Origin of the sequence: Bacillus glycinifermentans (genome assembly GCF_001042475.2) — a bacterium.
GTDB classification, from domain to species: domain Bacteria; phylum Bacillota; class Bacilli; order Bacillales; family Bacillaceae; genus Bacillus; species Bacillus glycinifermentans.
Genome location: NZ_LECW02000045.1, coordinates 408,344 through 431,358 on the forward strand (window position 1 = coordinate 408,344; position 23,015 = coordinate 431,358).

Sequence of the window (23,015 nt, forward strand, 5' to 3'; positions counted from 1 at the left end):
AGAGGGGGAGCAAGAGATGAACTTTCAGCTGTCTGAAGAGCATCAAATGATTCGGAAAATGGTACGCGATTTTGCAAAGCATGAGGTCGAGCCGACAGCAAAGGAGCGTGACGAAGAAGAACGTTTTGATAAAGAGCTGTTCATGAAGATGGCGGATCTGGGATTGACAGGCATTCCTTGGCCTGAAGAATACGGAGGAATCGGCAGTGATTATTTGGCGTACGTGATTGCAGTCGAGGAGCTGTCAAAGGTATGCGCCTCAACCGGCGTCACCCTGTCCGCTCATACGTCGCTTTCGTGCTGGCCCATTTATGCCTTCGGAACCGAGCAGCAAAAACAGGAATATTTAAAACCGATGGCACGCGGGGAAAAACTCGGGGCTTACGGATTGACGGAGCCTGGATCAGGGTCTGATGCCGGCGGAATGAAAACGACCGCCGAAAAAAGCGGTGATGAATACATTTTAAACGGAACGAAGGTCTTTATTACAAACGGTGGTGCAGCAGATGTATACATTTTGTTTGCGGCTCTTGATCCCGAAAAAAAGCAGAAAGGAACAACCGCCTTTATCGTTGAGAAGGAGTTTCCGGGCTTTTCCGTCGGGAAGAAAGAAAAAAAGCTCGGCATCCGTTCGTCTCCAACGACTGAAATCATCCTCGAGGATTGCCGTGTCCCTTTGAAAAACAGGCTCGGCGAAGAAGGGGAAGGCTTTAAAATCGCGATGATGACGCTTGACGGCGGCAGAAACGGGATCGCGGCCCAGGCCGTCGGCATAGCGCAAGGAGCGTTTGAGGCCGCAAAGGCGTACGCAAAAGAAAGAAAGCAATTCGGCAAACCGATTGCCGAACAGCAGGGGGTGAGCTTCAAACTGGCGGATATGGCGACCGAAATCGAAGCTGCGAGGCTCTTAACATACCAGGCGGCATGGCTCGAATCAGAAGGCCTGCCTTACGGAAAAGCGTCCGCCATGTCAAAGCTTTACGCAGGCGATGCGGCTATGAAGGTGACGATAGAGGCCGTCCAGATCTTCGGCGGATACGGCTATACGAAGGAATACCCCGTTGAGCGTTATATGCGCGATGCAAAAATCACGCAGATTTATGAAGGAACACAAGAGATTCAGCGAGTCGTCATCTCGAGAATGCTGCTGAAATGATGAAAATGCCGCCTTTAGCGCCTGGCGGCAGGAAAGCGCCGGCGGACAGGTTCCAACCTTACCGCCGGCTTCTTTGGCTTTATCCGCCTAAAACAGCCTTCTTTTCATGCGTTTCCCCAGCCTCACGCCTCCTTTCTGTCTTTTGCCTGTGCCGTGTGGTAAAAATTATTGAATTAACGGGAATAAAGGTAGCATAAAGTGTTTTCTTTTGTTTATAATGAGAGGTATGGTTTGTCGTAAAGACATGAATCACATGCTTATTTTCTATGACAAAGATAGTAGATACATACATGAAGATAGAAAGGGAGTGTCTGGTGATGAGTTTGAAACAGTACTCAGAGGAACAGCTAAAGGAAATGTCTTTAGTTGAAATCGCATACGAAGTTTTCTCAGACCAAAAAAAACCGATTACATTCCAGGAACTTACAGATAAAGTTTCTTCTTTGCTTGGAGTGGGAAAAGAAGAATTGGAAGACCGCATTGCCCAGTTTTACACGGATTTAAATATCGACGGCCGCTTTTTGGCGTTGTCTGACCAAACGTGGGGCCTGCGCAGCTGGTACCCGTACGATCAGCTTGATGAAGAAACACAGCCGACCGTAAAGGCCAAAAAGAAAAAAGCGAAAAAAGTCGTCGAAGAGGACCTTGATCTTGATGAATTCGAAGAGGTTGATGAAGACGATATCCTTCTTGACGATGCAGAAGAAGACCTCGATCTTGCCGACGATGAATTCGATCTCGATGAAGCCGACGATGATGAGCTGGATGACCTTGAAGATGAGATCCTCGATGATGAAGACGAGGAATTCATGGACGAAGAAGAAGAAGATTAACATTTGTCCGGACGGAATTCATTTTTAAATCAATCTTGACTTTCCGAGGCGAACTATGTAGTATGTATTTTGGGCTCTTCAAAAAGAAGAGATTCGAGTGATACGGACTATCAGCTCCCTTTCAAGAAATTGAAAGGGAGCTTTCTTGTTTTTCCGCCTCCTAACCATTTGAATCATTTAGAAAAGAACTAAATGATTTTTCATAAACGGAGCATTTTAATGAATAAGTGTTAGATTGAAGAGAGGGGTACAGATATGACAAAATACATTTTCGTAACTGGAGGAGTCGTTTCTTCGCTTGGAAAAGGAATCACGGCATCTTCACTGGGCCGCCTGCTGAAAAACAGAGGCCTGAACGTAACGATCCAAAAATTTGACCCGTATATCAACGTAGATCCGGGAACGATGAGTCCGTATCAGCACGGGGAAGTATTCGTGACCGACGACGGTGCGGAAACCGATTTGGACCTGGGCCACTATGAACGCTTCATCGACATTAACTTGAATAAATACAGCAACGTCACAACCGGAAAAATTTATTCAACGGTGCTGAAAAAAGAGCGAAGAGGCGATTATTTGGGCGGCACCGTGCAGGTCATCCCGCATATCACGAACGAAATTAAGGACCGCGTGTTCCGCGCCGGAAAAGAATCAAACGCCGATGTTGTCATCACGGAAATCGGCGGAACCGTCGGGGATATCGAATCATTGCCGTTCCTTGAAGCGATCAGGCAGATCAAGAGCGACATCGGACGCGACAACGTGATGTACATCCATTGTACGCTTGTGCCTTACCTGAAAGCGGCCGGAGAAATGAAAACAAAACCGACGCAGCACAGCGTAAAAGAACTGCGCAGTCTTGGCATTCAGCCAAACGTGATCGTGGTCAGAACGGAAATGCCGATTTCCCAGGATATGAAAGACAAAATCGCGCTGTTCTGCGACATCGATCCGAAAGCCGTGATTGAAGCGGGGGATGCGGAAACGCTATATTCCATTCCGCTCGACCTTCAGAAGCAAGGGCTTGACGATCTTGTCTGCAGCCATTTGAAGCTGGAATGCAAGGAAGCAGACATGGAAGAATGGAAAATGCTTGTTAATAAAGTGAAAAATCTTTCTAAAAAGGCGACGATCGGTTTGGTCGGTAAATACGTCGAGCTTCCGGATGCCTACATCTCTGTGGTCGAATCTCTCCGTCATGCGGGATATGCGTTTGATTCCGACATTAAGGTCAAATGGATCAACGCTGAAGAGGTCACCGATGAAAATATCGCCGATTTGGTGAACGATGTAGACGGCATTCTCGTTCCGGGCGGATTCGGAGACCGCGGAGTCGAAGGAAAAATCGCCGCCGTCAAATATGCGCGCGAGCATAAGATCCCGTTCCTGGGCATTTGCCTCGGCATGCAGGTGGCGTCAATCGAGTATGCGAGAAACGTTCTCGGGCTTGAAGGCGCGCATTCGGCTGAAATCGATCCTTCAACACCGTATCCGATCATCGACCTTCTTCCTGAGCAAAAGGATATTGAAGACCTCGGCGGAACGCTTCGCCTCGGATTGTATCCGTGCAAGCTTCAGGAAGGCTCTAAAGCGTATGAAGCCTATCAAAATGAAGTCGTTTACGAGCGCCATCGCCACCGCTACGAATTCAACAATGAGTTCAGACAGCAGATGGAGGAAGCTGGATTTGTCTTCTCAGGGACAAGCCCTGACGGCCGCCTCGTCGAAATCATTGAGCTGAAAGACCACCCGTGGTTTGTCGCGTCACAGTTCCATCCTGAGTTCACTTCAAGACCGACAAGACCTCAAGCATTGTTCAGAGACTTTGTGCACGCTTCATTAAAAGCCTCAGAGAAGCTGTAAAACCATAAAAAAAGCCTGTCAGCAAACGAGCTGACAGGCTTTTTTCATATGTAAGGCCGGCCTCATCCATGATCAGTTTCCTATAGGCAGCTATTTTTATTGGTATTCCTGCATAATTTCCTTTAATGTAAAGGACAGGGCATGATATACGTAAAGGCAGACCATCAGGGACGGAAATCCGAACCTTGTTCCGTCTTCATCCGGAAGAAGCGGCATTTTCAGCTTAGAATCGATATGGACGTCGGCGAATGCTGCGATCGGCGCTCCATCTTTTCCCGAAGGGGATACGGCCACGATCCCGACCCCTTTTTTATTCAGCTTTTCCGCCATGTTCAACTCGTTTTCATCCGCTGAATGCGCACAGAACATCAGCACTTTGTCCGCCGTTTGAAAAACCGGCCAGTTTTCTTCATCCTGCGGAAGCGGTTTGACGGAAGGAAACGGTTCAGAACTGTAAAGCGCTTCTTTTAAAATGCCCTCTAATTCATTTTTTCCATATACATAAACCGAGTGGTCGCTGATGACCGCCTGAGCCAACAGCCGGGCTCCGTCTTCGATTGATTGGGCTTCCCCCTCCTGAATCCGATTGAAGATTCCCGACAATTGAGTGGTGAAAATTTTAAGCAAGCTGACTCCTCCTTTTTTACTGTCTGTTCATTATATAACAAAAGAGAATCATGGGAAAAATCCTCTAAATATGTCGCAAACTTAAATTTTTTAATTAAAGGAAAAGGGAAAAACAAAACAGAATAGATAAACTACTGCTTAATTTTGGCGAAAATTATAATTATAGAGGTGTAGAAAAATGAATGAAAAGATTTTAATTGTCGATGACCAGTACGGGATTCGGGTTTTGCTGAATGAAGTTTTCAATAAAGAAGGGTACAAAACCTTCCAGGCCGCAAACGGAATCCAGGCTCTCGATATTGTCAAAAAAGAACGGCCCGACCTGGTTTTGCTTGATATGAAAATACCGGGAATGGATGGAATCGAAATTTTAAAAAGAATGAAAGTCATAGATGAAGGCATCCGCGTCATAATTATGACGGCGTACGGAGAGCTCGACATGATTCAGGAATCAAAGGAGCTGGGCGCTCTGACCCACTTTGCAAAGCCTTTTGACATCGATGAAATCCGCGATGCGGTCAAAACGTATCTTCCCATTAAATCCAACGGCTGACAGAACGAAAAGTTTTTGATGTTGTCACAAGCGATGATGTTGCCGATTTGTCGATAAATTGTTATTCTATATAAGTAGAGAAAAGCTATCTAACGTTTAATGAACAAAACATTTTACATATGGCAGGTTTTTCTGGTCATGCTAGATGGGTGAGGAAGCTTTTTTCGAAAAAAGCAAATCAGGCTACATAAGGAGGACTTTCGACATGCCTTTAGTATCTATGACGGAAATGTTGAACAAAGCAAAAGAGAACGGATATGCTGTCGGACAATTTAATTTAAACAACCTTGAGTTTACTCAAGCGATTTTACAGGCTGCTGAAGAAGAAAAATCCCCTGTTATCCTTGGTGTATCTGAAGGTGCCGGACGCTACATGGGCGGATTCAAAACCGTCGTTGCGATGGTAAAAGCGCTGATGGAGGAATACAAAGTGACCGTTCCGGTTGCGATCCATTTAGACCACGGATCAAGCTTCGAATCTTGCGCCAAAGCGATCCATGCGGGATTCACTTCAGTTATGATCGACGCTTCCCACCATCCTTTTGAAGAGAACGTTGCAACAACTGCAAAAGTGGTTGAGCTTGCTCATTTCCACGGTGTCTCAGTTGAAGCTGAGCTTGGAACTGTAGGCGGACAGGAAGACGATGTCGTTGCAGAGGGCGTCATCTACGCGGATCCAAATGAATGTAAGGAGCTTGTTAAGCGCACAGGCATCGACTGCCTTGCACCTGCATTAGGTTCGGTTCACGGCCCTTACAAAGGCGAGCCAAACCTTGGCTTCAAAGAAATGGAAGAAATCGGAAATACGACTGGTCTTCCGCTCGTTCTTCACGGCGGCACAGGCATTCCGACTGCCGACATTAAGAAATCAATTTCTTTGGGTACGGCAAAAATCAACGTAAACACTGAAAACCAAATCGCTTCTGCGAAAGCTGTTCGCGAAACGCTGGCAGCAAAACCGGAAGAGTATGATCCGCGCAAATATCTCGGACCTGCTCGCGATGCGATCAAAGAAACGGTTATCGGCAAAATGCGCGAATTTGGTTCTTCAAACAAAGCATAATGACATTTTGAAAAACGTCCGAGCAGGGCGTTTTCGGGGAGACGCAAGTTTCCCGCCCGGTTAAAAGCCGCCTGAGCGACAGGCGGTTTTATCCATATCATCCGGAAAGCGCAAACATGTTCCACAGTTCAGACATTTTCATGACAGGAGGTTTTATCAATATGCTGTTTTTTATTGATACCGCAAATATTAACGAAATCAAAGAGGCCCATTCTCTCGGCGTGCTTGCAGGGGTTACGACAAACCCCAGCTTAGTGGCAAAAGAAAACGTTTCGTTCCATGATCGCCTGCGTGAAATTACCGAGGTGGTTCCAGGTTCCGTCAGCGCTGAGGTTATCTCCCTGAAAGCGGAAGAGATGATTGAAGAAGGAAAAGAGCTTGCGAAAATAGCGCCGAACATTACGGTGAAAATTCCGATGACGCCGGACGGTCTGAAAGCCGTTAAAGCGTTGACAGATCTCGGCATTAAAACAAACGTAACGCTGATCTTCAGCGCAAACCAGGCGCTTCTGGCAGCAAGGGCGGGCGCTACTTATGTTTCCCCGTTCCTCGGGCGGCTGGATGACATCGGTCATAACGGCCTTGATCTCATCAGCGAAGTCAAACAGATTTTTGATGTGCACGGTTTGGATACGCAAATCATTGCCGCATCGATCCGCCATCCACAGCACGTGACAGAAGCTGCATTAAGGGGGGCGCACATCGGCACGATGCCGCTGAAAGTCATTTACCAGCTGGCGAAGCACCCGCTGACTGATAAAGGAATTGAGCAGTTTTTAGCTGACTGGAATAAATAAAGCGAAGAGGCTGAATGTGAGTGGCAAGTGGAGGCGATCTCTCCGTTTGTCACCATTTTGTCTTGCAAAGAGAATTGACGGTTTTAACGCAGAGAACCTTGCCGCGCGAGAGCCCCGCAATATCTTCCTGATAAATTTTGAAATGTGTTGTATTCTTTCTCTTTTAATTGGATAGATTTTGAAAAGAACCATCTATTTTGAGTTAAATCATTGTACGCTCCATTAGCTATCTTCTTTAAGGAAGGAGACGATCATGGAAAAGTTAAATATAGCTGGCGGCGATCCTCTGAATGGAACAGTGCATATAAGCGGAGCCAAAAACAGCGCTGTCGCTCTCATCCCCGCGACAATTTTGGCTGATTCGACGGTTACCCTTGAAGGCCTTCCCCACATATCTGACATTCTCACGCTTCGCGATCTGCTGAGGGAGATCGGCGGGAATGTTCATTTAGAGAAGGGGGAAATGGTCGTTGATCCTGCACCGATGATCAGCATGCCCTTGCCGAACGGGAAAGTAAAACAGCTTCGGGCTTCTTACTACTTGATGGGAGCGATGCTCGGCCGCTTTAAAAAGGCGGTTATCGGCCTTCCTGGCGGCTGCCACCTCGGCCCGAGACCGATTGATCAGCATATCAAAGGTTTTGAGGCGCTCGGAGCAGAAGTGACGAATGAACAAGGTGCAATTTATTTGAGTGCAGAGGAATTAAAGGGCGCGAGAATTTATCTTGATGTCGTCAGTGTTGGAGCAACGATCAACATTATGCTGGCTGCAGTACTCGCCAAAGGCAGAACCGTGATTGAAAATGCTGCGAAGGAACCGGAAATCATCGATGTCGCCACCCTGTTAACGAGCATGGGTGCAAAAATCAAAGGAGCAGGAACGGATGTGATTCGCATCGAAGGTGTCGAATCTCTTCACGGCTGCCGCCACTCGATTATTCCGGACCGGATTGAAGCCGGAACCTTCATGATTGCAGCTGCTTCCATGGGGCAGGAAGTGCTGATTGATAACGTGATACCGACGCATTTGGAATCATTGATCGCCAAGCTTCGCGAGATGGGCGTTCGAATCGAGGAAAGCAGCGAGCAGATTCTGATGATCGGCGGACAGAAAGAGCTGAAACCGGTCGACCTTAAAACGCTTGTGTATCCGGGATTCCCGACAGATTTGCAGCAGCCGATGACTTCGCTTTTAACGAAGGCAAACGGGACAAGCGTTGTCACCGACACCATTTATTCCGCGCGCTTTAAGCATATTGACGAGCTGCGGCGGATGGGTGCATCGATGAAGGTTGAGGGAAGATCGGCGATCATTACGGGGCCAGTTCCCCTTCAAGGCGCAAAAGTAAAAGCGAGCGATCTCAGAGCCGGAGCCTGTCTCGTCGTGGCTGGACTGATGGCGGAAGGAGTCACCGAAATTACCGGTCTTGAACACCTTGACAGAGGATACAGCATGCTCGAGGAAAAGCTGACAAACCTCGGTGCGACGGTCTGGCGCGAGAAGCTGACAGATCAGGAAATTGAGCAGCTCCAGAATTCCTAGCGGATGAACAACGAATGATCATACAGAAACCGATTTTAGGGTGAGAGGAGATTAGGTAGGAATGGAAAGAAGCTTATCAATGGAACTTGTACGTGTAACGGAGGCGGCGGCGCTGAAGTCGGCCCGTTGGATGGGAAGGGGTAAAAAAGACGAAGCGGATGACGCGGCCACAAGTGCCATGAGGGATGTGTTTGACACCATTCCGATGAAAGGGACGGTCGTCATCGGGGAAGGCGAAATGGATGAAGCTCCTATGCTTTATATCGGAGAAAAGCTTGGGAACGGCTATGGTCCCCGTGTAGACGTAGCGGTGGATCCACTTGAAGGGACAAATATCGTGGCGAGCGGCGGCTGGAATGCCCTTGCCGTTATCGCTGTAGCAGATCACGGGAATTTGCTCAATGCGCCTGACATGTATATGGATAAAATCGCCGTTGGCCCCGAAGCGGTCGGCTGCATCGATATTGAGGCGCCTGTGATTGATAATTTGAAGGCCGTAGCGAAAGCGAAAAACAAAGATATCGAAGATGTCGTGGCAACCATTTTGAACCGTCCGCGCCATGAGAAGATCATTCACGAACTCCGGGAAGCCGGCGCGAGGATCAAGCTGATCAACGACGGCGATGTAGCCGCAGCGATCAACACTGCTTTTGACCATACGGGCGTTGATATTTTATTCGGATCAGGAGGCGCGCCGGAAGGGGTTTTATCCGCAGTTGCCCTGAAAGCCCTCGGAGGAGAAATCCACGGCAAGCTACTTCCGCAAAATGAAGAAGAGCTTAAACGATGCGAAAAAATGGGTCTTGATACGTCAAAAGTGCTTCGGATGGAGGATCTCGTCAAAGGCGATGACGCGATTTTTGCCGCGACGGGCGTGACGGACGGAGAGCTGCTGCGCGGCGTTCAATTTAAAGGATCTGTCGGAACCACGCACAGCGTCGTCATGAGGGCAAAATCCGGAACCGTCCGTTTTGTAGACGGAAGACACAGTCTCAAGAAAAAACCGAACTTGGTCATCCGGCCTTAATGGGAAAGAAAAAGCGGGGAATATTAACCCGCTTTTCCCCTGTATATAGCCATATGAATTGAACGAATATCGATCCTCTGGTACAATTCAGGCAGCCTTCGTTTTCAAAACAGGGTCATCTCTATCAATTTTATGTCAAAACACAAATGAAGTTGAATATGATCGTCAAATAAGGTAAAAATAAAGAGTGCTGCGAAATTTTTTCCGGGCATCCCGAATGGGTGCCACAATTCCTGCCGCATCAACATGATATGCGATAAAATCTTCTCTTGTTTTCAGTCCTCGCTTCTTTCTCAACCATACTTATAATCCTTTTCAATTCGACGATATATATGGGTGGAAGCGTTGCCGATAGAAGCTGAAATCGGCTGTATCAATAAAATCGTCTCTTTAGTATGCTAATGGGACGAAAGCAAATATTTATGAAGCGTGGTGTTCTTAGTGAAAGATGTATCCATTTCATCTTTGGAAAATATGAAATTAAAAGAGCTGTATGAGCTGGCAAGGCACTATAAAATCTCGTATTACAGCAAACTGACAAAAAAAGAGCTGATTTTTGCCATTCTGAAGGCTAATGCCGAACAGGAAGATCTTCTGTTTATGGAAGGCGTCTTGGAGATCATCCAGTCGGAAGGCTTTGGATTCTTGAGACCGATTAATTATTCCCCGAGCTCAGAGGATATCTACATTTCCGCATCCCAAATCCGCCGTTTCGATTTGAGAAACGGTGATAAAGTATCCGGGAAGGTCCGTCCTCCAAAAGAAAATGAACGGTACTACGGTCTGCTCCACGTTGAAGCCGTCAACGGAGATGACCCGGAATCAGCCAAAGAACGCGTGCATTTTCCGGCCTTAACACCTCTGTACCCGGATCGCCAAATGGTGCTGGAAACGAAGCCTAATCATCTGTCAACACGCATCATGGACATGATGGCGCCTGTCGGCTTTGGTCAGCGCGGTTTGATTGTTGCTCCGCCTAAAGCGGGTAAAACGATCCTGTTAAAAGAAATCGCTAACAGCATCACGACCAATCATCCCGAAGCAGAGCTGATCGTGCTTCTGATTGACGAAAGACCTGAAGAAGTCACTGATATAGAACGCTCTGTGGCCGGTGATGTCGTCAGCTCGACGTTTGACGAAGTGCCGGAAAACCATATTAAAGTGGCCGAGCTCGTATTGGAACGTGCCATGAGGCTCGTCGAGCATAAAAAAGACGTCGTCATTTTAATGGACAGCATCACAAGGCTGGCCCGCGCGTACAACTTAGTCATTCCGCCAAGCGGCAGAACCTTGTCAGGGGGAATTGACCCAGGGGCGTTCCACCGTCCGAAACGCTTCTTTGGGGCAGCCCGGAACATTGAAGAGGGCGGAAGCTTAACGATATTGGCAACCGCTCTCGTCGACACGGGCTCACGCATGGATGACGTCATTTATGAAGAGTTTAAAGGAACAGGCAACATGGAGCTTCACCTTGACCGTTCTCTTGCAGAAAGAAGAGTTTTTCCTGCCATTGATATCCGCCGTTCGGGTACGCGTAAAGAAGAGCTTCTCGTTCCGAAAGAACACCTTGACCGCCTGTGGTCTATTCGCAAAACGATGTCAGACACGCCGGACTTTGTCGAGAAATTCATGAGAAAAATGAAAAAGACCAAATCAAATCAGGAATTCTTCGATATGCTGATTCAGGAATGGAAACAGTCCAATATGTCAGCTGCCAGACGCTAAACTTTCGTTTGCAAAACATCCGGAACGCTGTTATAATTCTATCATGTGCGTTCCGGAGATTTTGTCCGGAATAATAACTCTGTTTCCGAATTGGATTCAGGGCGGAAGGAGATGACAGACATGAAAGCAGGAATTCATCCTAATTTCAAAAGAGCAACAGTGAAATGCGCTTGTGGAAACGAATTTGAAACAGGTTCAGTAAAAGAAGAGGTACGCGTTGAGATTTGTTCTGAATGCCATCCGTTCTACACTGGCCGCCAAAAATTCGCTTCTGCTGATGGTCGTGTTGATCGCTTTAATAAAAAATACGGTCTTAAGTAATAATAGATACTACCAACAGGCAGGAATTGTTTCTTGCCTGTTTTTTACGTGCCGAAAATCGCTGGAGAGGGGTTACAGTTGAATGTACGTCATGAAGCAAAGCGGCTGGCTCGAACTCATTTGCGGAAGCATGTTCTCGGGCAAATCGGAAGAGCTGATCCGCCGGGTCAAAAGGGCGACCTTTGCAAAGCAGGAAGTGAAAGTGTTCAAGCCTGCAATCGATAATCGCTACAGCCGCGATTCCATCGTGTCTCATAATGGGACAGCCATTGTGTGCCACTCAATCACGTCTCCAAAAGAAATATTCGAACACATTAGCGAAAAAACGGATGTGATCGGCGTCGATGAAGTGCAGTTTTTTGATGAAACGATTGTCGCTGCTTTAAACAGCCTTGCCGATCAAGGCTACCGCGTCATCGCAGCCGGACTTGATCAAGACTTTCGCGGAGAGCCGTTCGGCGTTGTTCCGGATCTCATGGCATTGGCGGAAACGGTGACAAAGCTGCAAGCGGTATGTTCTGTCTGCGGTTCGCCTGCAAGCAGGACACAAAGGCTGATCAATGGAAAACCGGCTTCATATCACGATCCGATTATTCTGGTGGGCGCATCTGAAGCGTATGAAGCGCGCTGCCGTCATCACCATGAAGTTCCGGGTAAACCCGAATAAATTTTTCAAGAAACATCGAATACGTTTTGCAGAAAAAAATGGGGGAAAACACTTGGTAATAACAAGTGTTTTTTTTATTGAGTTCATGTTGTGGGATTAAATGTAATTAAAAAACTTATTTAAGAATACGAAAAAATTATCTAATTTTCATCGCTTGAATTATGACAAAAGCAGGCATAAAATGACTTACTGTAGTAACAAAAATGTAAATAGATTTTAGGTATTGTTCAGATTATTGTCAAAAACGCGCGTACACATTTGACAAATCCAAATGGGGAAGACAAATGCCTCTATCAGTCAGTGTAATTATTTCACCTTATTAACATTTTAGAAAGAAGGTAATTAGTGTGAATAACATGAAAAAAACGAAGGAAGGATACTTAGAAACTTCTTTAAGAGGAAAAGACGTATTATCGATTCCTGCGTTAAATAAAGGGGTTGCATTTTCTCCTGAAGAGAGAAAGGATCTCGGCCTTGAAGGGCTGCTGCCTCCAACAGTACTTAGTCTTGACCAGCAGGCGGAACGTGCTTATGAACAATTTTCGAAACAGCCTGACCGTCTTCGCCAAAACGTATACTTAAACGACCTTCAAAACCGAAACGAAGTTCTATTTTATAAATTATTGCAAAATCACCTTCGCGAAATGCTGCCGGTTGTTTATACACCGACTGTCGGGGAGGCGATTCAGGAATACAGCCATGAATATCGCAGACCGCAAGGCGTCTACTTGTCTATCGATGACGTTGACGGAATCGAAACGGCGTTTAAAAACCTTCAAGCTTCAGCCGACGATATCGACTTGATCGTTGCAACAGACTCTGAAAGCATTCTTGGCATCGGCGACTGGGGTGTCGGAGGCATCAACATTGCGATCGGTAAGCTTGCCGTTTACACAGCAGCAGCTGGAATCGATCCAAATCGCGTAATTCCGGTTGTGCTTGATGTCGGAACGAACAACGAAAAGCTTCTGAACGATCCATTATACATCGGAAACCGCCATCCTCGCGTAGAGGGCGAGCGCTATGACGAATTTATCGACGCTTATGTCAACACAGCATTGAAATTATTCCCTAATGCGCTTCTGCACTGGGAAGATTTCGGAAATAAAAACGCCCGCAAAATTATGGGTAAATATACTGATAAGATTTCAACTTTTAACGATGACATCCAAGGAACAGGTGCGGTTACGCTGGCAGCGGTTTTAGCGGCTGTTAAAAGAACCGGAACATCATTAAAAGATCACCGCGTCGTCATCTTCGGACCGGGTTCAGCCGGAATCGGAATCGCCGATCAGATCCGCGACACAATGGTTCTTGAAGGACTGTCTGTTGAGGAAGCAAATCGGGCGTTCTGGACAGTCGATTACAGAGGATTGTTAGTCGAAGGCATGGACGATATCCGCGACTTCCAAGAACCATATTTGCGCAAAACAGACGAAGTGGCAGACTGGAAACGCAACGAAAAAGGCGAAATTTCTTTCGAAGAAGTCGTTCGTCAAGTGAAGCCGACGATCTTAATCGGAACATCCGGTGTGGCTGGAGCCTTCACTGAAGAAATCATCAAAGAAATGGCAGCACATACAGAGCGCCCGGTTATTATGCCGATGTCCAACCCGACACCGCTTGCTGAAGCCGTACCTGAAGACCTGTTCAAATGGACTGACGGAAAAGCGTTGGTCGCAACGGGAAGCCCGTTCGAGCCTGTCAATTACAACGGTGTGGCGCACGAAATCGGACAATCCAACAACGCTTTTGTATTCCCTGGGCTGGGACTTGGAACGATCGTCGCAAAAGCGAAATTGATCACCAACGGAATGTTTTCCGCTTCCGCAAATGCAGTTGCGAAAATGGTTGATAATGAGAACCCTGGTGCAGGACTTCTTCCGAAAATGGATGATCTTCAAGCTGTGTCCATCCAAGTGGCAATAGATGTTGTAAAAGCAGCTATTGAAGACGGTGTCGCCCAAGTTCAGCCGGAAGATATCGAAAAAGCAGTGCGCGATGCAATGTGGCGCCCTGAATACAAAACAATTGTTGCAAAACGCGACTAATATTTTTGGTAGAGGAAATGATAAATGTAAATTCGGCGGCTAAGGCGGATGTCCTGTTCGAACGCCGCCGTCACAAAGCGGCTGAGGTCTTTGGACATTGCGTCCATGGCCTCAGCCATTAAAGAGGGATCGGCAGCTTTGGACATCACGTCCAAAGGCAGCCGTTATTACGTCCTTAAAGTGGGACAACATAGAGGAGGAAACAGCCATGAGCTTTTTAAATATTTTAATCCTCCTTGCGCCAATATTTTTTGTTATTGCGCTGGGATGGTTTGCGGGTCATTTTGGAAGTTATGATGCTAAATCAGCAAAAGGGGTAAGTACGCTCGTTACGAAATATGCGCTTCCTGCTCACTTTGTGTCAAGTATCTTATCTACACCGAAAGATAAATTTTATAGCCAAATTCCGTTGATGATTTCATTGATTGTCGGAATCGTCGGTTTTTACGTCATTATTTTACTTATTTTAAGATTTTTGTTTAAATACGATTTAACGAATGCGTCAATGTTTTCATTAAACTCTGCCCAGCCGACATTCGCTTTTATGGGAATTCCGGTTTTGGGAAGCTTGTTCGGAATGCAGGAAGTTGCGATTCCGATCGCGATTACAGGAATCGTCGTCAATGCAATGCTCGATCCTTTGGCAATTATCGTAGGTACTGTAGGACGTTCGTCTAAAAAACAAGATGAAAACAATAACGAGAGCATTTGGAAAGTGACAGGAAAATCCATTTTGCACGGTTTGTCTGAGCCGCTTGCTTTTGCGCCGCTCGCAAGTATCATTCTTGTGCTATTAGGTTTGCAAATTCCTGAATTGCCGCAGAAAATGCTTGATATGCTCGGAGATACAACGTCTGGTATCGCTCTGTTCGCAGTCGGTGTAACAGTCGGTATCCGCAATATTAAATTTAGTATTCCTGCGTTGAGCATCGCCTTGTTAAAGGTCGCTGCACAGCCTGCTTTAATGTTTGTGATCGCCATGATTTTCGGCTTGTCTTCTGCAGACATGACAAAAGCGGTGCTTCTTGTCGCATTCCCTGGTTCTGCCGTGGCTGCGATGATCGCTACAAACTTTGAAAGCCAGGAAGCGGAAACTGCGTCTGCATTTGTGATCAGTGCGGTGCTGTCGATAATTTCACTGCCGATTTTAATCGCAATTACCGCTTAAAATAAAAAAGCTTGCGAGCCGGGTTACCGGCCTTGCAAGCTTTTTTTCGCTTTAAAAAGAGAAGATCGACTTAAATCTGCTTTTCGTTTTTTCTTCCCGTCTGGGGGTCGTGTCTTTTTCGATTTTACTGTTTTCCAATTCGCGTATTTTGAGTTCGAGTGCTTTGATGTGCTCCCGTTCTTCTTCGAGTTCGCGCCTTTGTTGAAGAAGCTGATAACTGACGACATCATCCGCTTTCTGCTCCAGCTTTCTTTCGAGTTCTGCGATTTTTTTCTGGAGCAGTTCGCGTTCAAGCCGTTCATGCCGCAAAAAGCGCTGCACCGTTTCTTCGATGGCTTGGCTGACGTGTTCCGGGGCGTTCGGCTGATCGGCATCATGCCTTTTGACCAGGAACTTTTTTTTAGGCCGATTCACCGTGACATCCTGCATAGGGGTTCCGTTTTTGAGCTGTTCTTTTACATCTTCCAAAACCGCGATGTCGTCATCCGTAAAGAAATAGTGGCCGAGCTCGTTTCGGGAAGCGGGCAATTGCAGCTGTTTGACCCAGCGCTGCACCGTTTTTGTTGAGACGCCGAGTTTCTTTGCCGCATCGGTTGTATTCATGGTCATTCCTCCTTTTGAACCTGTAGCTTTATCATCTAACAGGGGTATTCGACCCGAATGGGGGGCTTCCTTCCTGTTAGACAAAAGAAGAAGGGATTCGGCAAAGAAATCGGTTTTTCTCCAGACTGCCCAAGCCTTATGCTTCATACAGCTCGAGAGGCAAGCCGTCAGGGTCGGAGAAAAACGTAAACCGTTTGCCGGTTTCGGGGTCGGTGCGGACTGTCTCTGCCGTTATGCCTTTTTCCAGCAGTTTTGAGACGGCCCGGTCGACGTCGTCTACCGCAAAAGCCAAATGGCGGAGGCCGGCTGCTTCAGGACGCGTCACGCGTTCCGGCGGATTCGGAAACGAAAACAATTCAATGACGTACCGGCCGTTTAATGCGAGATCGAGCTTATGCGAATCCCTGTCTTTTCGATAAGTTTCGGCGACGATCTCAAGGCCGAGCTTGTCGACATAAAATGCTTTGGAGGCTTCATAATCTGAGCAGATGATGGCGATGTGATGGATCGATTTCAGCATGGGAAAAGCTCCTTTTTTCTTAACAGTATAACAAATCCTAAGATTTGCCACGTGGTTTTGACGGGGAAGCCCCCCTATACTATAATTAGAATGTTACGCACAGCAAACAGAGGTGAAGAGCGTGTTAGACCGTTTAAAATCAATAGAAGACCGTTACGAAAAATTAAATGAACTGTTGAGCGATCCGGAGGTCGTAAACGATCCGAAGAAGCTTAGAGAATATTCAAAAGAACAATCTGATCTGCAGGAAACAGTTGAGGTATATAGACGTTATCGAAGCGCATCCGAGCAGTTGGATGATGCGAAGGTGATGCTTGAAGAAAAGCTTGATCAAGAGATGCGTGAGATGGTAAAAGAAGAGATTTCAGAGCTGCAGGAAGAAATCGAAACGCTGACAGACAAGCTGAAGGTTCTGCTCATTCCGAAAGATCCGAACGATGACAAAAACGTCATTATGGAAATCCGCGGCGCGGCAGGCGGCGAGGAAGCGGCTTTATTTGCCGGAAACCTGTACCGGATGTACACCCGCTATGCCGAGCTTCAAGGCTGGAAAACAGAAGTGATGGAAGCCAATGTGACGGGCACGGGCGGCTATAAAGAGATTATTTTTATGATCAATGGAAACGGCGCGTACTCAAGGCTTAAGTATGAGAACGGTGCGCACCGCGTACAGCGCGTTCCTGAAACCGAATCCGGAGGGCGGATCCATACATCGACGGCAACCGTTGCCTGCCTGCCGGAAGCGGAGGAAGTCGAAGTCGAAATCCATGAGAAAGATATTCGCGTCGATACTTTCGCCTCGAGCGGCCCGGGGGGACAAAGCGTAAACACGACGATGTCCGCCGTCCGCCTGACGCACATTCCGACGGGTGTTGTCGTCTCATGCCAAGATGAGAAATCGCAGATTAAAAACAAGGAAAAAGCGATGAAGGTATTGCGCGCGCGGATTTATGACAAATTCCAGCAAGAGGCGCAGGCTGAATATGATCAAAACCGTAAATCGGCGGTCGGTACGGGAGACCGTTCCGAGCGTATCCGCACGTACAATTTTCCGCAAAACCGTGTGACGGATCACCGCATCGGCCTTACGATTCAGAAGCTCGACCAAATACTTGAAGGCAAGCTTGATGAAGTGATTGAGGCCCTGATCGTTGAGGATCAGGCAAGCAAGCTTCAGCAGTCGGAGAGCTAAGATGAAAACGGTTTTCGAAGCCCTCAAGTGGGCTTCTTCTTATTTAATTGAAGCGGGAAGAGATCAAAACGCCGCGGAGATTTTGCTGGCCGATCAGCTTAAAATGGAGCGCAGCACACTTTTGGCAAGCTTTCACGATGCGATATCAGAGGCCGATTTTTTGGCATTTAAAAAATCTGTCGAGCTTCATCATGAAGGCGTCCCGGTTCAATATATCACCGGAAAAGAGTCCTTTTACGGACGGGAATTTTTAGTGAATGAACATGTGCTGATTCCGCGCCCTGAGACGGAGGAAGTCGTTGAAGCGGTTCTTTCCGAAGCGGATAGGGTTTTTCCCGGAACGGATCGTCTTAAAGCCGTCGATGTCGGCACAGGGAGCGGGGCGATCGCGGTGACTCTTGCACTTGAGAGCACGCGTTTTTCCGTCACGGCGACAGATATTTCGGAACAAGCTTTAAGCACGGCCAAAACCAACGCAGACAGACTCGGAGCAAAAGTCGCTTTTATCGGCGGCGATTTGCTTGAGCCGCTCATCAAGGAAAACAAAAAAGCGGATGTCATTGTTTCGAATCCTCCTTATATATCTGAGGAAGACATGCGGACGCTGTCTGATGTCGTCCGTCTTCATGAACCCGCAGGAGCCTTGACGGACGGTGCTGACGGATTGCAGTTTTATAAGCGTTTCATGAAAGAACTTCCTTTTGTCATTGCAAATAAAGCGCTCGTTGTATTTGAAATCGGCTGGACGCAGGGAAGTGCCGTCAAGGACATGTTTCACACTTTCTTTCCGGCTGCGGACGTCCAGGTCAAAAAGGATCTTAATGGAAAAGACCGAATCGTGTGTGCGGCAATCGAACGGCACAGCTCATAAAACAGATTTGTCCGGCGGTCCGGTACAATGGAAAAGCAGATCGTCTGTTCAGGCGGTCTGCTTTTCCTATTTTATCGGAATAAAATAAAAAATAGTTCAAGATTAATATATATCCTAAACAGATTGTCTTATTTTTAATGCAGGTGACAGCGTCACGACTTCTCTCTGTAAGTCGCTTTTCCCGTTTAGAATGCTTACCATTGCACATACAGCTTTTTGGGCCAGCTCTTCAACGGGAATATCGATAGTCGTGATTTCCGGATCGGTCACCTCACAGATCGATTGATTGTCATATCCAAGCACAGCAAGCTGATTGGGCACGTCATACTGATAATAGCCGGCCCTTTTAATAATCCCTGCGGCCACTTGGTCGTTCCCTGTAAAAATGGCGGTCGGCTTTTCGGGCATGCTGTGGATTTGATCCATAATGCGGAAGCCGTCATGAATGGTAAAGGCGTGACTGAACATCCACTTCTCCTGAAAACGCAAACCTGCATCAGACAACGCCTTCATAAACCCTTCTTTTCTCATAATCTGGGCCTTGCTGTATATCGTATCACAGCAAAAGGCCATTGAATGATGCCCTTTTTGAATAAAAAGCTCTGTTCCTTTATAGCCGGCTTCGAATTCGTCATAGCAAATCACCGGCACTTCCGCTTTGGCGTGGAATTCGTTTGCCAGGACCACAGGGCCGTACTTGAGGTATTTTTTGATGTCTTCCCATTCGTTTTCGAGGCTGCATAAGATGACGCCGTCTACTTCTTTCCTTTTGAGCAGTTCCAGCACCTTCAGTTCATTCTGCTTTTGGTAAAACGTCTGAAAAACAATGACTTTGTATTGATGTTTCAACGCTTCAGCAGACATATTTTTCATGAGTTGTGCAAAAAACGGGTGATCTGCGTGAGGAACAGACACTGCGAGAAACATCGTTTTGTTGGACCTGAGCTTTCGTGCAGAAGTGTTCGGAATGTAGTCCAATTTCTCAATGACTTCTAAAACCCGCTTCCTTTTTTCCTCGGATACATAGGGGTGATCGTTCAGTACTCTTGAAACCGTTGTTTTTGACACATTACTTAATTTTGCAATTTCGTCAATGGTAGGCATAAAGTCACTTCCTGAAAAAAAGAGTTGTTATGGTATCGATTTCATCATTTAAGATTGTCATGAAATATGACAGTTTCCCAAAAAAATAAAAATGGGGTGAAATTGATGAAAACCGCAAGTGAAAATTTGACTTGCACAAGCAAAGAGCTGTTTTTCCTGCTACATGATTTGAAGGATGGGAAACCTGCCGGTGATTGCCGTATAGACGACACGCTGGCCAATCAAAAATTAAAAGAAACGTTGCAGCAGGACAAATTCGACATCACCGCCAATTTGCTGAACAGAATGGATACTTCGCCCTCCAGAGTTGATTTTCTGCCGCTTCATCGTCTCATCACAGAAGAAGAAGTAGAAGACGTTATAGAAGCGGTGAAAGACGTGCTGCCGACCGGGCAATTTACGAGCGGTTCTTATATTGGCGTGTTTAAAGCTGAAATAGCCGCTCTTTTGAGAAAAAATCATGTCATGGCTTCCTCCAGCGGAACCGATGCCATGATCATCGCGCTGAAGGCTGCTGGAGTTGGACAAGGTGATGAAGTCATTATGCCGGCAAACAGCTTTGCTGCAACGGAAAATGCCGTGCTTGCGGCTGGAGGCACTCCGGTTTTCTGTGATATTGACCCTGATACATTTTGCATGGAACCTTCTGAGATTGAAGCATGCATCACAATGAAAACGAAATGCATTTTGCCTGTACACCTTTATGGAAAGCGGCCTGACATGGAAGCCATCGCCCAAATTGCTGATGAATTCGGAATCCCGGTAATAGAAGACGCATGCCAGTCGATCGGCGTTTCCAATCTGGGGAAAAACAGCCTTTGCGCCATTTTAAGCTTCAATCCGTATAAAAATCTCGGCACATGCGGAAAAGCCGGTGCAATTGTAACGGACAATCCATCATTTGCATCCGCATGCATGGAATATATGTATCACGGTTTTGAATTGAACCAAAAAAATAAAAAGAAGGCTGATTACGGCTTTAACGCCAAGATTGATAATCTGCAAGCCGCTATCGGACTGGCAAGGATGAAATATCTTTCTTTAAATAATCTGAAACGCTTATACTTGGCAGATCGTTATATGACGCATTTGCAGCAGTATGAGGACCGCGGTCTGATCAAACTGCCTCAAATGACCGATGATCAAGTGTGGCATTTGTTTACAATAAAAATAATAAACGGAAACAGAGATCAAGTCAAAGATATGATGCTCAAATTTCATCATGTCCAAACAGATATATACTACCCGATTTTATCCCATCATCAAAACACACCACTTGTAAAAGCCAATTATCAGCACACATCGCTGCCGGTCACTGAATCAGTGCACAAACAAATGCTTCAGCTTCCTCTCTATCCGGCACTCACTGTAGAAGAACAAGACAAAGTAATGGAGGCCTTGATTGATGTCGTATCATGAAACACTTTCTTTTCACACCCTGGAGCAAGCAGACAAGCCGAAGTACGCCGTATTTTGCGATTTTGATGAGACGTATTTCGCCCACAGCATCACCGATGAATCGAGAAAAGCACTCATGAACCTTGAAACATTTATTCATTCGCACCATCTTGATCACAAGATTTTGCTCGGCTGGGTGACGGGGAGCAGCCTGTCATCCGTTCTTGCAAAAATGAAACGGGGCGGCTTTCGATATCTGCCGCATTTTGTCGCCAGCGATCTCGGCACTGAAATCACATATTTCTCTGAAGAAGGTCAAGTGTCTGACAAGGATTGGGAAGCGAGATTGCAAGAATCAAATTTTTCGTATGAGCTTGTCAAAGAAATCAAGCATACTCTCTCTAAAAAATATGATATTGCGCTTGTGCCTCAGACGCAGCACGGTTTTTCCCGTTATAAAATCAACTATTACTATACATCGTCGGATGAGAGCGCTGACCAGAGAGCGCTTGAAGCCATCAGGCAGCTTGCAGCCGAGCACGAAATAGGGGTGAATATCAACCGTTGCAACCCTTTGGCAGGCGATCCCGAAAACAGCTATGATGTGGACTTTATCCCATTGCAGACGGGTAAGCCGTACATCGTAGATTTTATATTGTCTAAATTTGAAATAGAGAGGGAGTATTCATTTGCTTTCGGCGACAGCGGAAATGATGTGGATATGCTTAAGAAGGCTGGACATGGATATCTGGTAGCAAATGCGACAGCCGAAGCGAAATCACTCCATACCCGTGTGACGGAAGGCCGATATACAGACGGAATTTTAGAAGTATTAAAAGCTCATATCAAACGATAAGGAGTGTCTTTTAGATGAAAATCGGAATTATTGGAGCCGGAGGAATTGCAAAGGCTCATGCGAAAGCTCTCTCGACAGTCAAAGGTGCTGAGCTTTCCGGGTTTTTTGACGTCAATTCGCTTGCCTCTCGTAAATGTGCGTTTGAATACGGAGGAACTGTATTTGATCAGTTGCAGGATCTGCTGAATGAGTCGACGGCAGTCATTGTTTCATCCCCTAACTTTTGCCACAAGGAACATGTGTTGGAAGCGATGTCCGCAGGCAAGTACGTATTGTGTGAAAAACCAATGGCCGTCTCAATGGAAGAAGCGGAGGAGATGAAAAACAAAGCGGCTCAAACTAGCTATATTCCGATCATGGGTTTTAATTACCGCCATCTCACATTTGTTCAGCGTCTAAAAGAAATGATATCCAACAATGAGCTTGGAGATATTTTGTCCGTCAATATCAATTTTAAGAAAAACAGCGCATTGAGGAGAAAAAAATACACTTGGCGGGACCATTCGAAAAGCAATAAAACGAGCGGTGCGCTAGGGGATTTGGGCGTGCATTTAATCGATCTTATTCTCTATTTATTCAACAGCCCATTTAAACTGGATAGTTTAAAAGTCAAAATGATGACAGTTGTTAAAGAAAAAGAACAAAAGCAGGTATATGTTGATGATCATTCTGAAGTATACGGCCAGCTCGAAAATCATGTGTTTGTTAAGATGATTACGTCAAAATGCACAAAAACCGATGAGTGCGGCTTTAGCATAGAGGTCAATGGTCAAAACGGCGTATTTTACTATCATTCACGACAGAAAAATGAGTTTCTGCTTAAGACCGGCTTAACCGAGCAGATGATCGCGATGCCGGACACGTGGCTGACAGACCCTGAAAATGAATTTTACGGATGGGCTGATTCCTTCAGAGCTCAGCTGATCCGATGGATGAACGGAATTGAGGATCGGAATTTTGACTCTCTTGCCACGTTTGAAGATGGATACAAAACACAGTTCTATTTAAGTGAATTTTTCAATAAAGGTCAGCAGTTGTCCCTTTCAAAACAAGCAAACTAAGGATTTGTGAAAAACC

The 23,015-nt window shown here is 46.4% G+C and carries 22 protein-coding genes; 18 read left to right on the forward strand and 4 right to left on the reverse strand.

Going from position 1 to position 23,015, the window contains the following annotated elements:
* The first annotated feature begins 16 nt into the window (after positions 1-16).
* From AB447_RS21380 to AB447_RS21395, 3 genes are all read left to right on the forward strand, one after another.
* On the forward strand, positions 17-1,156 hold the full coding sequence (locus AB447_RS21380; protein ID WP_048355621.1) for an acyl-CoA dehydrogenase: 1,140 nt from the start codon (positions 17-19) through the stop codon (positions 1,154-1,156).
* 317 nt (positions 1,157-1,473) lie between these two features.
* Positions 1,474-1,989 carry a DNA-directed RNA polymerase subunit delta gene (gene rpoE / locus AB447_RS21390; RefSeq protein ID WP_048406508.1) on the forward strand — a complete coding sequence of 172 codons (516 nt, stop codon included), beginning with the start codon at positions 1,474-1,476 and terminating at the stop codon, positions 1,987-1,989.
* Positions 1,990-2,244: 255 nt separating this feature from the next.
* The gene (locus AB447_RS21395) at positions 2,245-3,852 is read left to right on the forward strand and encodes a CTP synthase (RefSeq protein ID WP_048355623.1); all 1,608 of its coding nucleotides are present in this window, start codon (positions 2,245-2,247) and stop codon (positions 3,850-3,852) included.
* Positions 3,853-3,948: 96 nt separating this feature from the next.
* On the opposite strand, the gene AB447_RS21400 is transcribed toward AB447_RS21395, so the two are convergent.
* A complete protein-coding gene (locus AB447_RS21400) occupies positions 3,949-4,479 on the reverse strand; it encodes a DUF2529 domain-containing protein (RefSeq protein ID WP_048355624.1) in 531 nt (176 codons plus the stop codon).
* Between the two features lie 178 nt (positions 4,480-4,657).
* Between AB447_RS21400 and spo0F the strand changes: the two genes are divergently transcribed.
* The 10 genes from spo0F to AB447_RS21450 all read left to right on the forward strand — a co-directional run bounded on the left by spo0F (position 4,658) and on the right by AB447_RS21450 (position 15,394).
* A complete protein-coding gene (gene spo0F, locus AB447_RS21405; RefSeq protein WP_046130282.1) occupies positions 4,658-5,032 on the forward strand; it encodes a sporulation initiation phosphotransferase Spo0F in 375 nt (124 codons plus the stop codon).
* A gap of 205 nt (positions 5,033-5,237) precedes the next feature.
* Positions 5,238-6,095, forward strand: coding sequence for a class II fructose-bisphosphate aldolase (locus AB447_RS21410; protein ID WP_048355625.1), 858 nt, complete (start codon positions 5,238-5,240; stop codon positions 6,093-6,095).
* Positions 6,096-6,256: 161 nt separating this feature from the next.
* A complete protein-coding gene (fsa, locus tag AB447_RS21415) occupies positions 6,257-6,892 on the forward strand; it encodes a fructose-6-phosphate aldolase (RefSeq protein ID WP_048355626.1) in 636 nt (211 codons plus the stop codon).
* A gap of 253 nt (positions 6,893-7,145) precedes the next feature.
* Positions 7,146-8,435: a UDP-N-acetylglucosamine 1-carboxyvinyltransferase gene (locus AB447_RS21420; protein ID WP_048407102.1), complete on the forward strand. Its 1,290-nt coding sequence runs from the start codon at positions 7,146-7,148 to the stop codon at positions 8,433-8,435.
* Positions 8,436-8,496: 61 nt separating this feature from the next.
* Complete coding sequence (gene glpX / locus AB447_RS21425) at positions 8,497-9,462, forward strand: class II fructose-bisphosphatase (RefSeq protein WP_046130287.1); 966 nt, start codon at positions 8,497-8,499, stop codon at positions 9,460-9,462.
* Between the two features lie 441 nt (positions 9,463-9,903).
* A complete protein-coding gene (gene rho, locus AB447_RS21430; RefSeq protein ID WP_048355627.1) occupies positions 9,904-11,187 on the forward strand; it encodes a transcription termination factor Rho in 1,284 nt (427 codons plus the stop codon).
* Between the two features lie 120 nt (positions 11,188-11,307).
* Positions 11,308-11,508 (forward strand): 50S ribosomal protein L31, encoded by a 201-nt coding sequence (gene rpmE, locus AB447_RS21435; RefSeq protein ID WP_006639435.1) that lies wholly within the window; start codon positions 11,308-11,310, stop codon positions 11,506-11,508.
* Positions 11,509-11,590: 82 nt separating this feature from the next.
* A complete protein-coding gene (locus AB447_RS21440; protein WP_048355628.1) occupies positions 11,591-12,175 on the forward strand; it encodes a thymidine kinase in 585 nt (194 codons plus the stop codon).
* Positions 12,176-12,522: 347 nt separating this feature from the next.
* Entirely contained in the window at positions 12,523-14,226 is a 1,704-nt protein-coding gene (malS, locus tag AB447_RS21445) for an oxaloacetate-decarboxylating malate dehydrogenase (RefSeq protein WP_048355629.1), read from the forward strand.
* Positions 14,227-14,434: 208 nt separating this feature from the next.
* On the forward strand, positions 14,435-15,394 hold the full coding sequence (locus AB447_RS21450) for an AEC family transporter (protein ID WP_048355630.1): 960 nt from the start codon (positions 14,435-14,437) through the stop codon (positions 15,392-15,394).
* Between the two features lie 51 nt (positions 15,395-15,445).
* Here AB447_RS21450 and racA read toward each other — a convergent pair whose 3' ends face one another.
* Together racA and gloA2 are read right to left on the reverse strand one after the other, a co-directional pair.
* A complete protein-coding gene (gene racA / locus AB447_RS21455) occupies positions 15,446-15,997 on the reverse strand; it encodes a chromosome-anchoring protein RacA (RefSeq protein ID WP_048407103.1) in 552 nt (183 codons plus the stop codon).
* A gap of 136 nt (positions 15,998-16,133) precedes the next feature.
* Complete coding sequence (gene gloA2 / locus AB447_RS21460; RefSeq protein ID WP_048355631.1) at positions 16,134-16,517, reverse strand: SMU1112c/YaeR family gloxylase I-like metalloprotein; 384 nt, start codon at positions 16,515-16,517, stop codon at positions 16,134-16,136.
* A gap of 121 nt (positions 16,518-16,638) precedes the next feature.
* Between gloA2 and prfA the strand changes: the two genes are divergently transcribed.
* Positions 16,639-17,709 (forward strand): peptide chain release factor 1, encoded by a 1,071-nt coding sequence (prfA, locus tag AB447_RS21465; protein ID WP_048355632.1) that lies wholly within the window; start codon positions 16,639-16,641, stop codon positions 17,707-17,709.
* A gap of 1 nt (position 17,710) precedes the next feature.
* Complete coding sequence (gene prmC / locus AB447_RS21470) at positions 17,711-18,580, forward strand: peptide chain release factor N(5)-glutamine methyltransferase (RefSeq protein ID WP_048355633.1); 870 nt, start codon at positions 17,711-17,713, stop codon at positions 18,578-18,580.
* 114 nt (positions 18,581-18,694) lie between these two features.
* Here prmC and AB447_RS21475 read toward each other — a convergent pair whose 3' ends face one another.
* The gene (locus tag AB447_RS21475; RefSeq protein ID WP_048355634.1) at positions 18,695-19,684 is read right to left on the reverse strand and encodes a LacI family DNA-binding transcriptional regulator; all 990 of its coding nucleotides are present in this window, start codon (positions 19,682-19,684) and stop codon (positions 18,695-18,697) included.
* Positions 19,685-19,789: 105 nt separating this feature from the next.
* On the opposite strand from AB447_RS21475, the gene AB447_RS21480 reads away from it, so the two are divergent.
* From AB447_RS21480 to AB447_RS21490, 3 genes are read left to right on the forward strand one after another with little or no spacing between them, the layout of a single operon-like run.
* Positions 19,790-21,103: an aminotransferase class I/II-fold pyridoxal phosphate-dependent enzyme gene (locus AB447_RS21480; RefSeq protein ID WP_048355635.1), complete on the forward strand. Its 1,314-nt coding sequence runs from the start codon at positions 19,790-19,792 to the stop codon at positions 21,101-21,103.
* A complete protein-coding gene (locus AB447_RS21485; RefSeq protein ID WP_048355636.1) occupies positions 21,090-21,938 on the forward strand; it encodes an HAD-IIB family hydrolase in 849 nt (282 codons plus the stop codon). The genes AB447_RS21480 and AB447_RS21485 overlap by 14 nt, the downstream gene beginning before the upstream one ends.
* 14 nt (positions 21,939-21,952) lie before the next feature.
* Entirely contained in the window at positions 21,953-22,999 is a 1,047-nt protein-coding gene (locus AB447_RS21490) for a Gfo/Idh/MocA family protein (RefSeq protein WP_048355637.1), read from the forward strand.
* The last annotated feature ends 16 nt before the right edge of the window (positions 23,000-23,015 follow it).

Coding starts and splice junctions, on each gene's coding strand:
- AB447_RS21475 (WP_048355634.1), bottom strand. CDS start 19,684: ATGCCTACCATTGACGAAATTGCAAAATTAAGTAATGTGTCAAAAACA.
- AB447_RS21395 (WP_048355623.1), top strand. CDS start 2,245: ATGACAAAATACATTTTCGTAACTGGAGGAGTCGTTTCTTCGCTTGGA.
- AB447_RS21420 (WP_048407102.1), top strand. CDS start 7,146: ATGGAAAAGTTAAATATAGCTGGCGGCGATCCTCTGAATGGAACAGTG.
- gloA2 (WP_048355631.1), bottom strand. CDS start 16,517: ATGCTGAAATCGATCCATCACATCGCCATCATCTGCTCAGATTATGAA.
- racA (WP_048407103.1), bottom strand. CDS start 15,997: ATGAATACAACCGATGCGGCAAAGAAACTCGGCGTCTCAACAAAAACG.
- AB447_RS21410 (WP_048355625.1), top strand. CDS start 5,238: ATGCCTTTAGTATCTATGACGGAAATGTTGAACAAAGCAAAAGAGAAC.
- AB447_RS21380 (WP_048355621.1), top strand. CDS start 17: ATGAACTTTCAGCTGTCTGAAGAGCATCAAATGATTCGGAAAATGGTA.
- AB447_RS21450 (WP_048355630.1), top strand. CDS start 14,435: ATGAGCTTTTTAAATATTTTAATCCTCCTTGCGCCAATATTTTTTGTT.
- AB447_RS21440 (WP_048355628.1), top strand. CDS start 11,591: ATGTACGTCATGAAGCAAAGCGGCTGGCTCGAACTCATTTGCGGAAGC.
- rpoE (WP_048406508.1), top strand. CDS start 1,474: ATGAGTTTGAAACAGTACTCAGAGGAACAGCTAAAGGAAATGTCTTTA.
- AB447_RS21480 (WP_048355635.1), top strand. CDS start 19,790: ATGAAAACCGCAAGTGAAAATTTGACTTGCACAAGCAAAGAGCTGTTT.
- spo0F (WP_046130282.1), top strand. CDS start 4,658: ATGAATGAAAAGATTTTAATTGTCGATGACCAGTACGGGATTCGGGTT.
- AB447_RS21490 (WP_048355637.1), top strand. CDS start 21,953: ATGAAAATCGGAATTATTGGAGCCGGAGGAATTGCAAAGGCTCATGCG.
- rpmE (WP_006639435.1), top strand. CDS start 11,308: ATGAAAGCAGGAATTCATCCTAATTTCAAAAGAGCAACAGTGAAATGC.
- AB447_RS21485 (WP_048355636.1), top strand. CDS start 21,090: ATGTCGTATCATGAAACACTTTCTTTTCACACCCTGGAGCAAGCAGAC.
- fsa (WP_048355626.1), top strand. CDS start 6,257: ATGCTGTTTTTTATTGATACCGCAAATATTAACGAAATCAAAGAGGCC.
- glpX (WP_046130287.1), top strand. CDS start 8,497: ATGGAAAGAAGCTTATCAATGGAACTTGTACGTGTAACGGAGGCGGCG.
- prmC (WP_048355633.1), top strand. CDS start 17,711: ATGAAAACGGTTTTCGAAGCCCTCAAGTGGGCTTCTTCTTATTTAATT.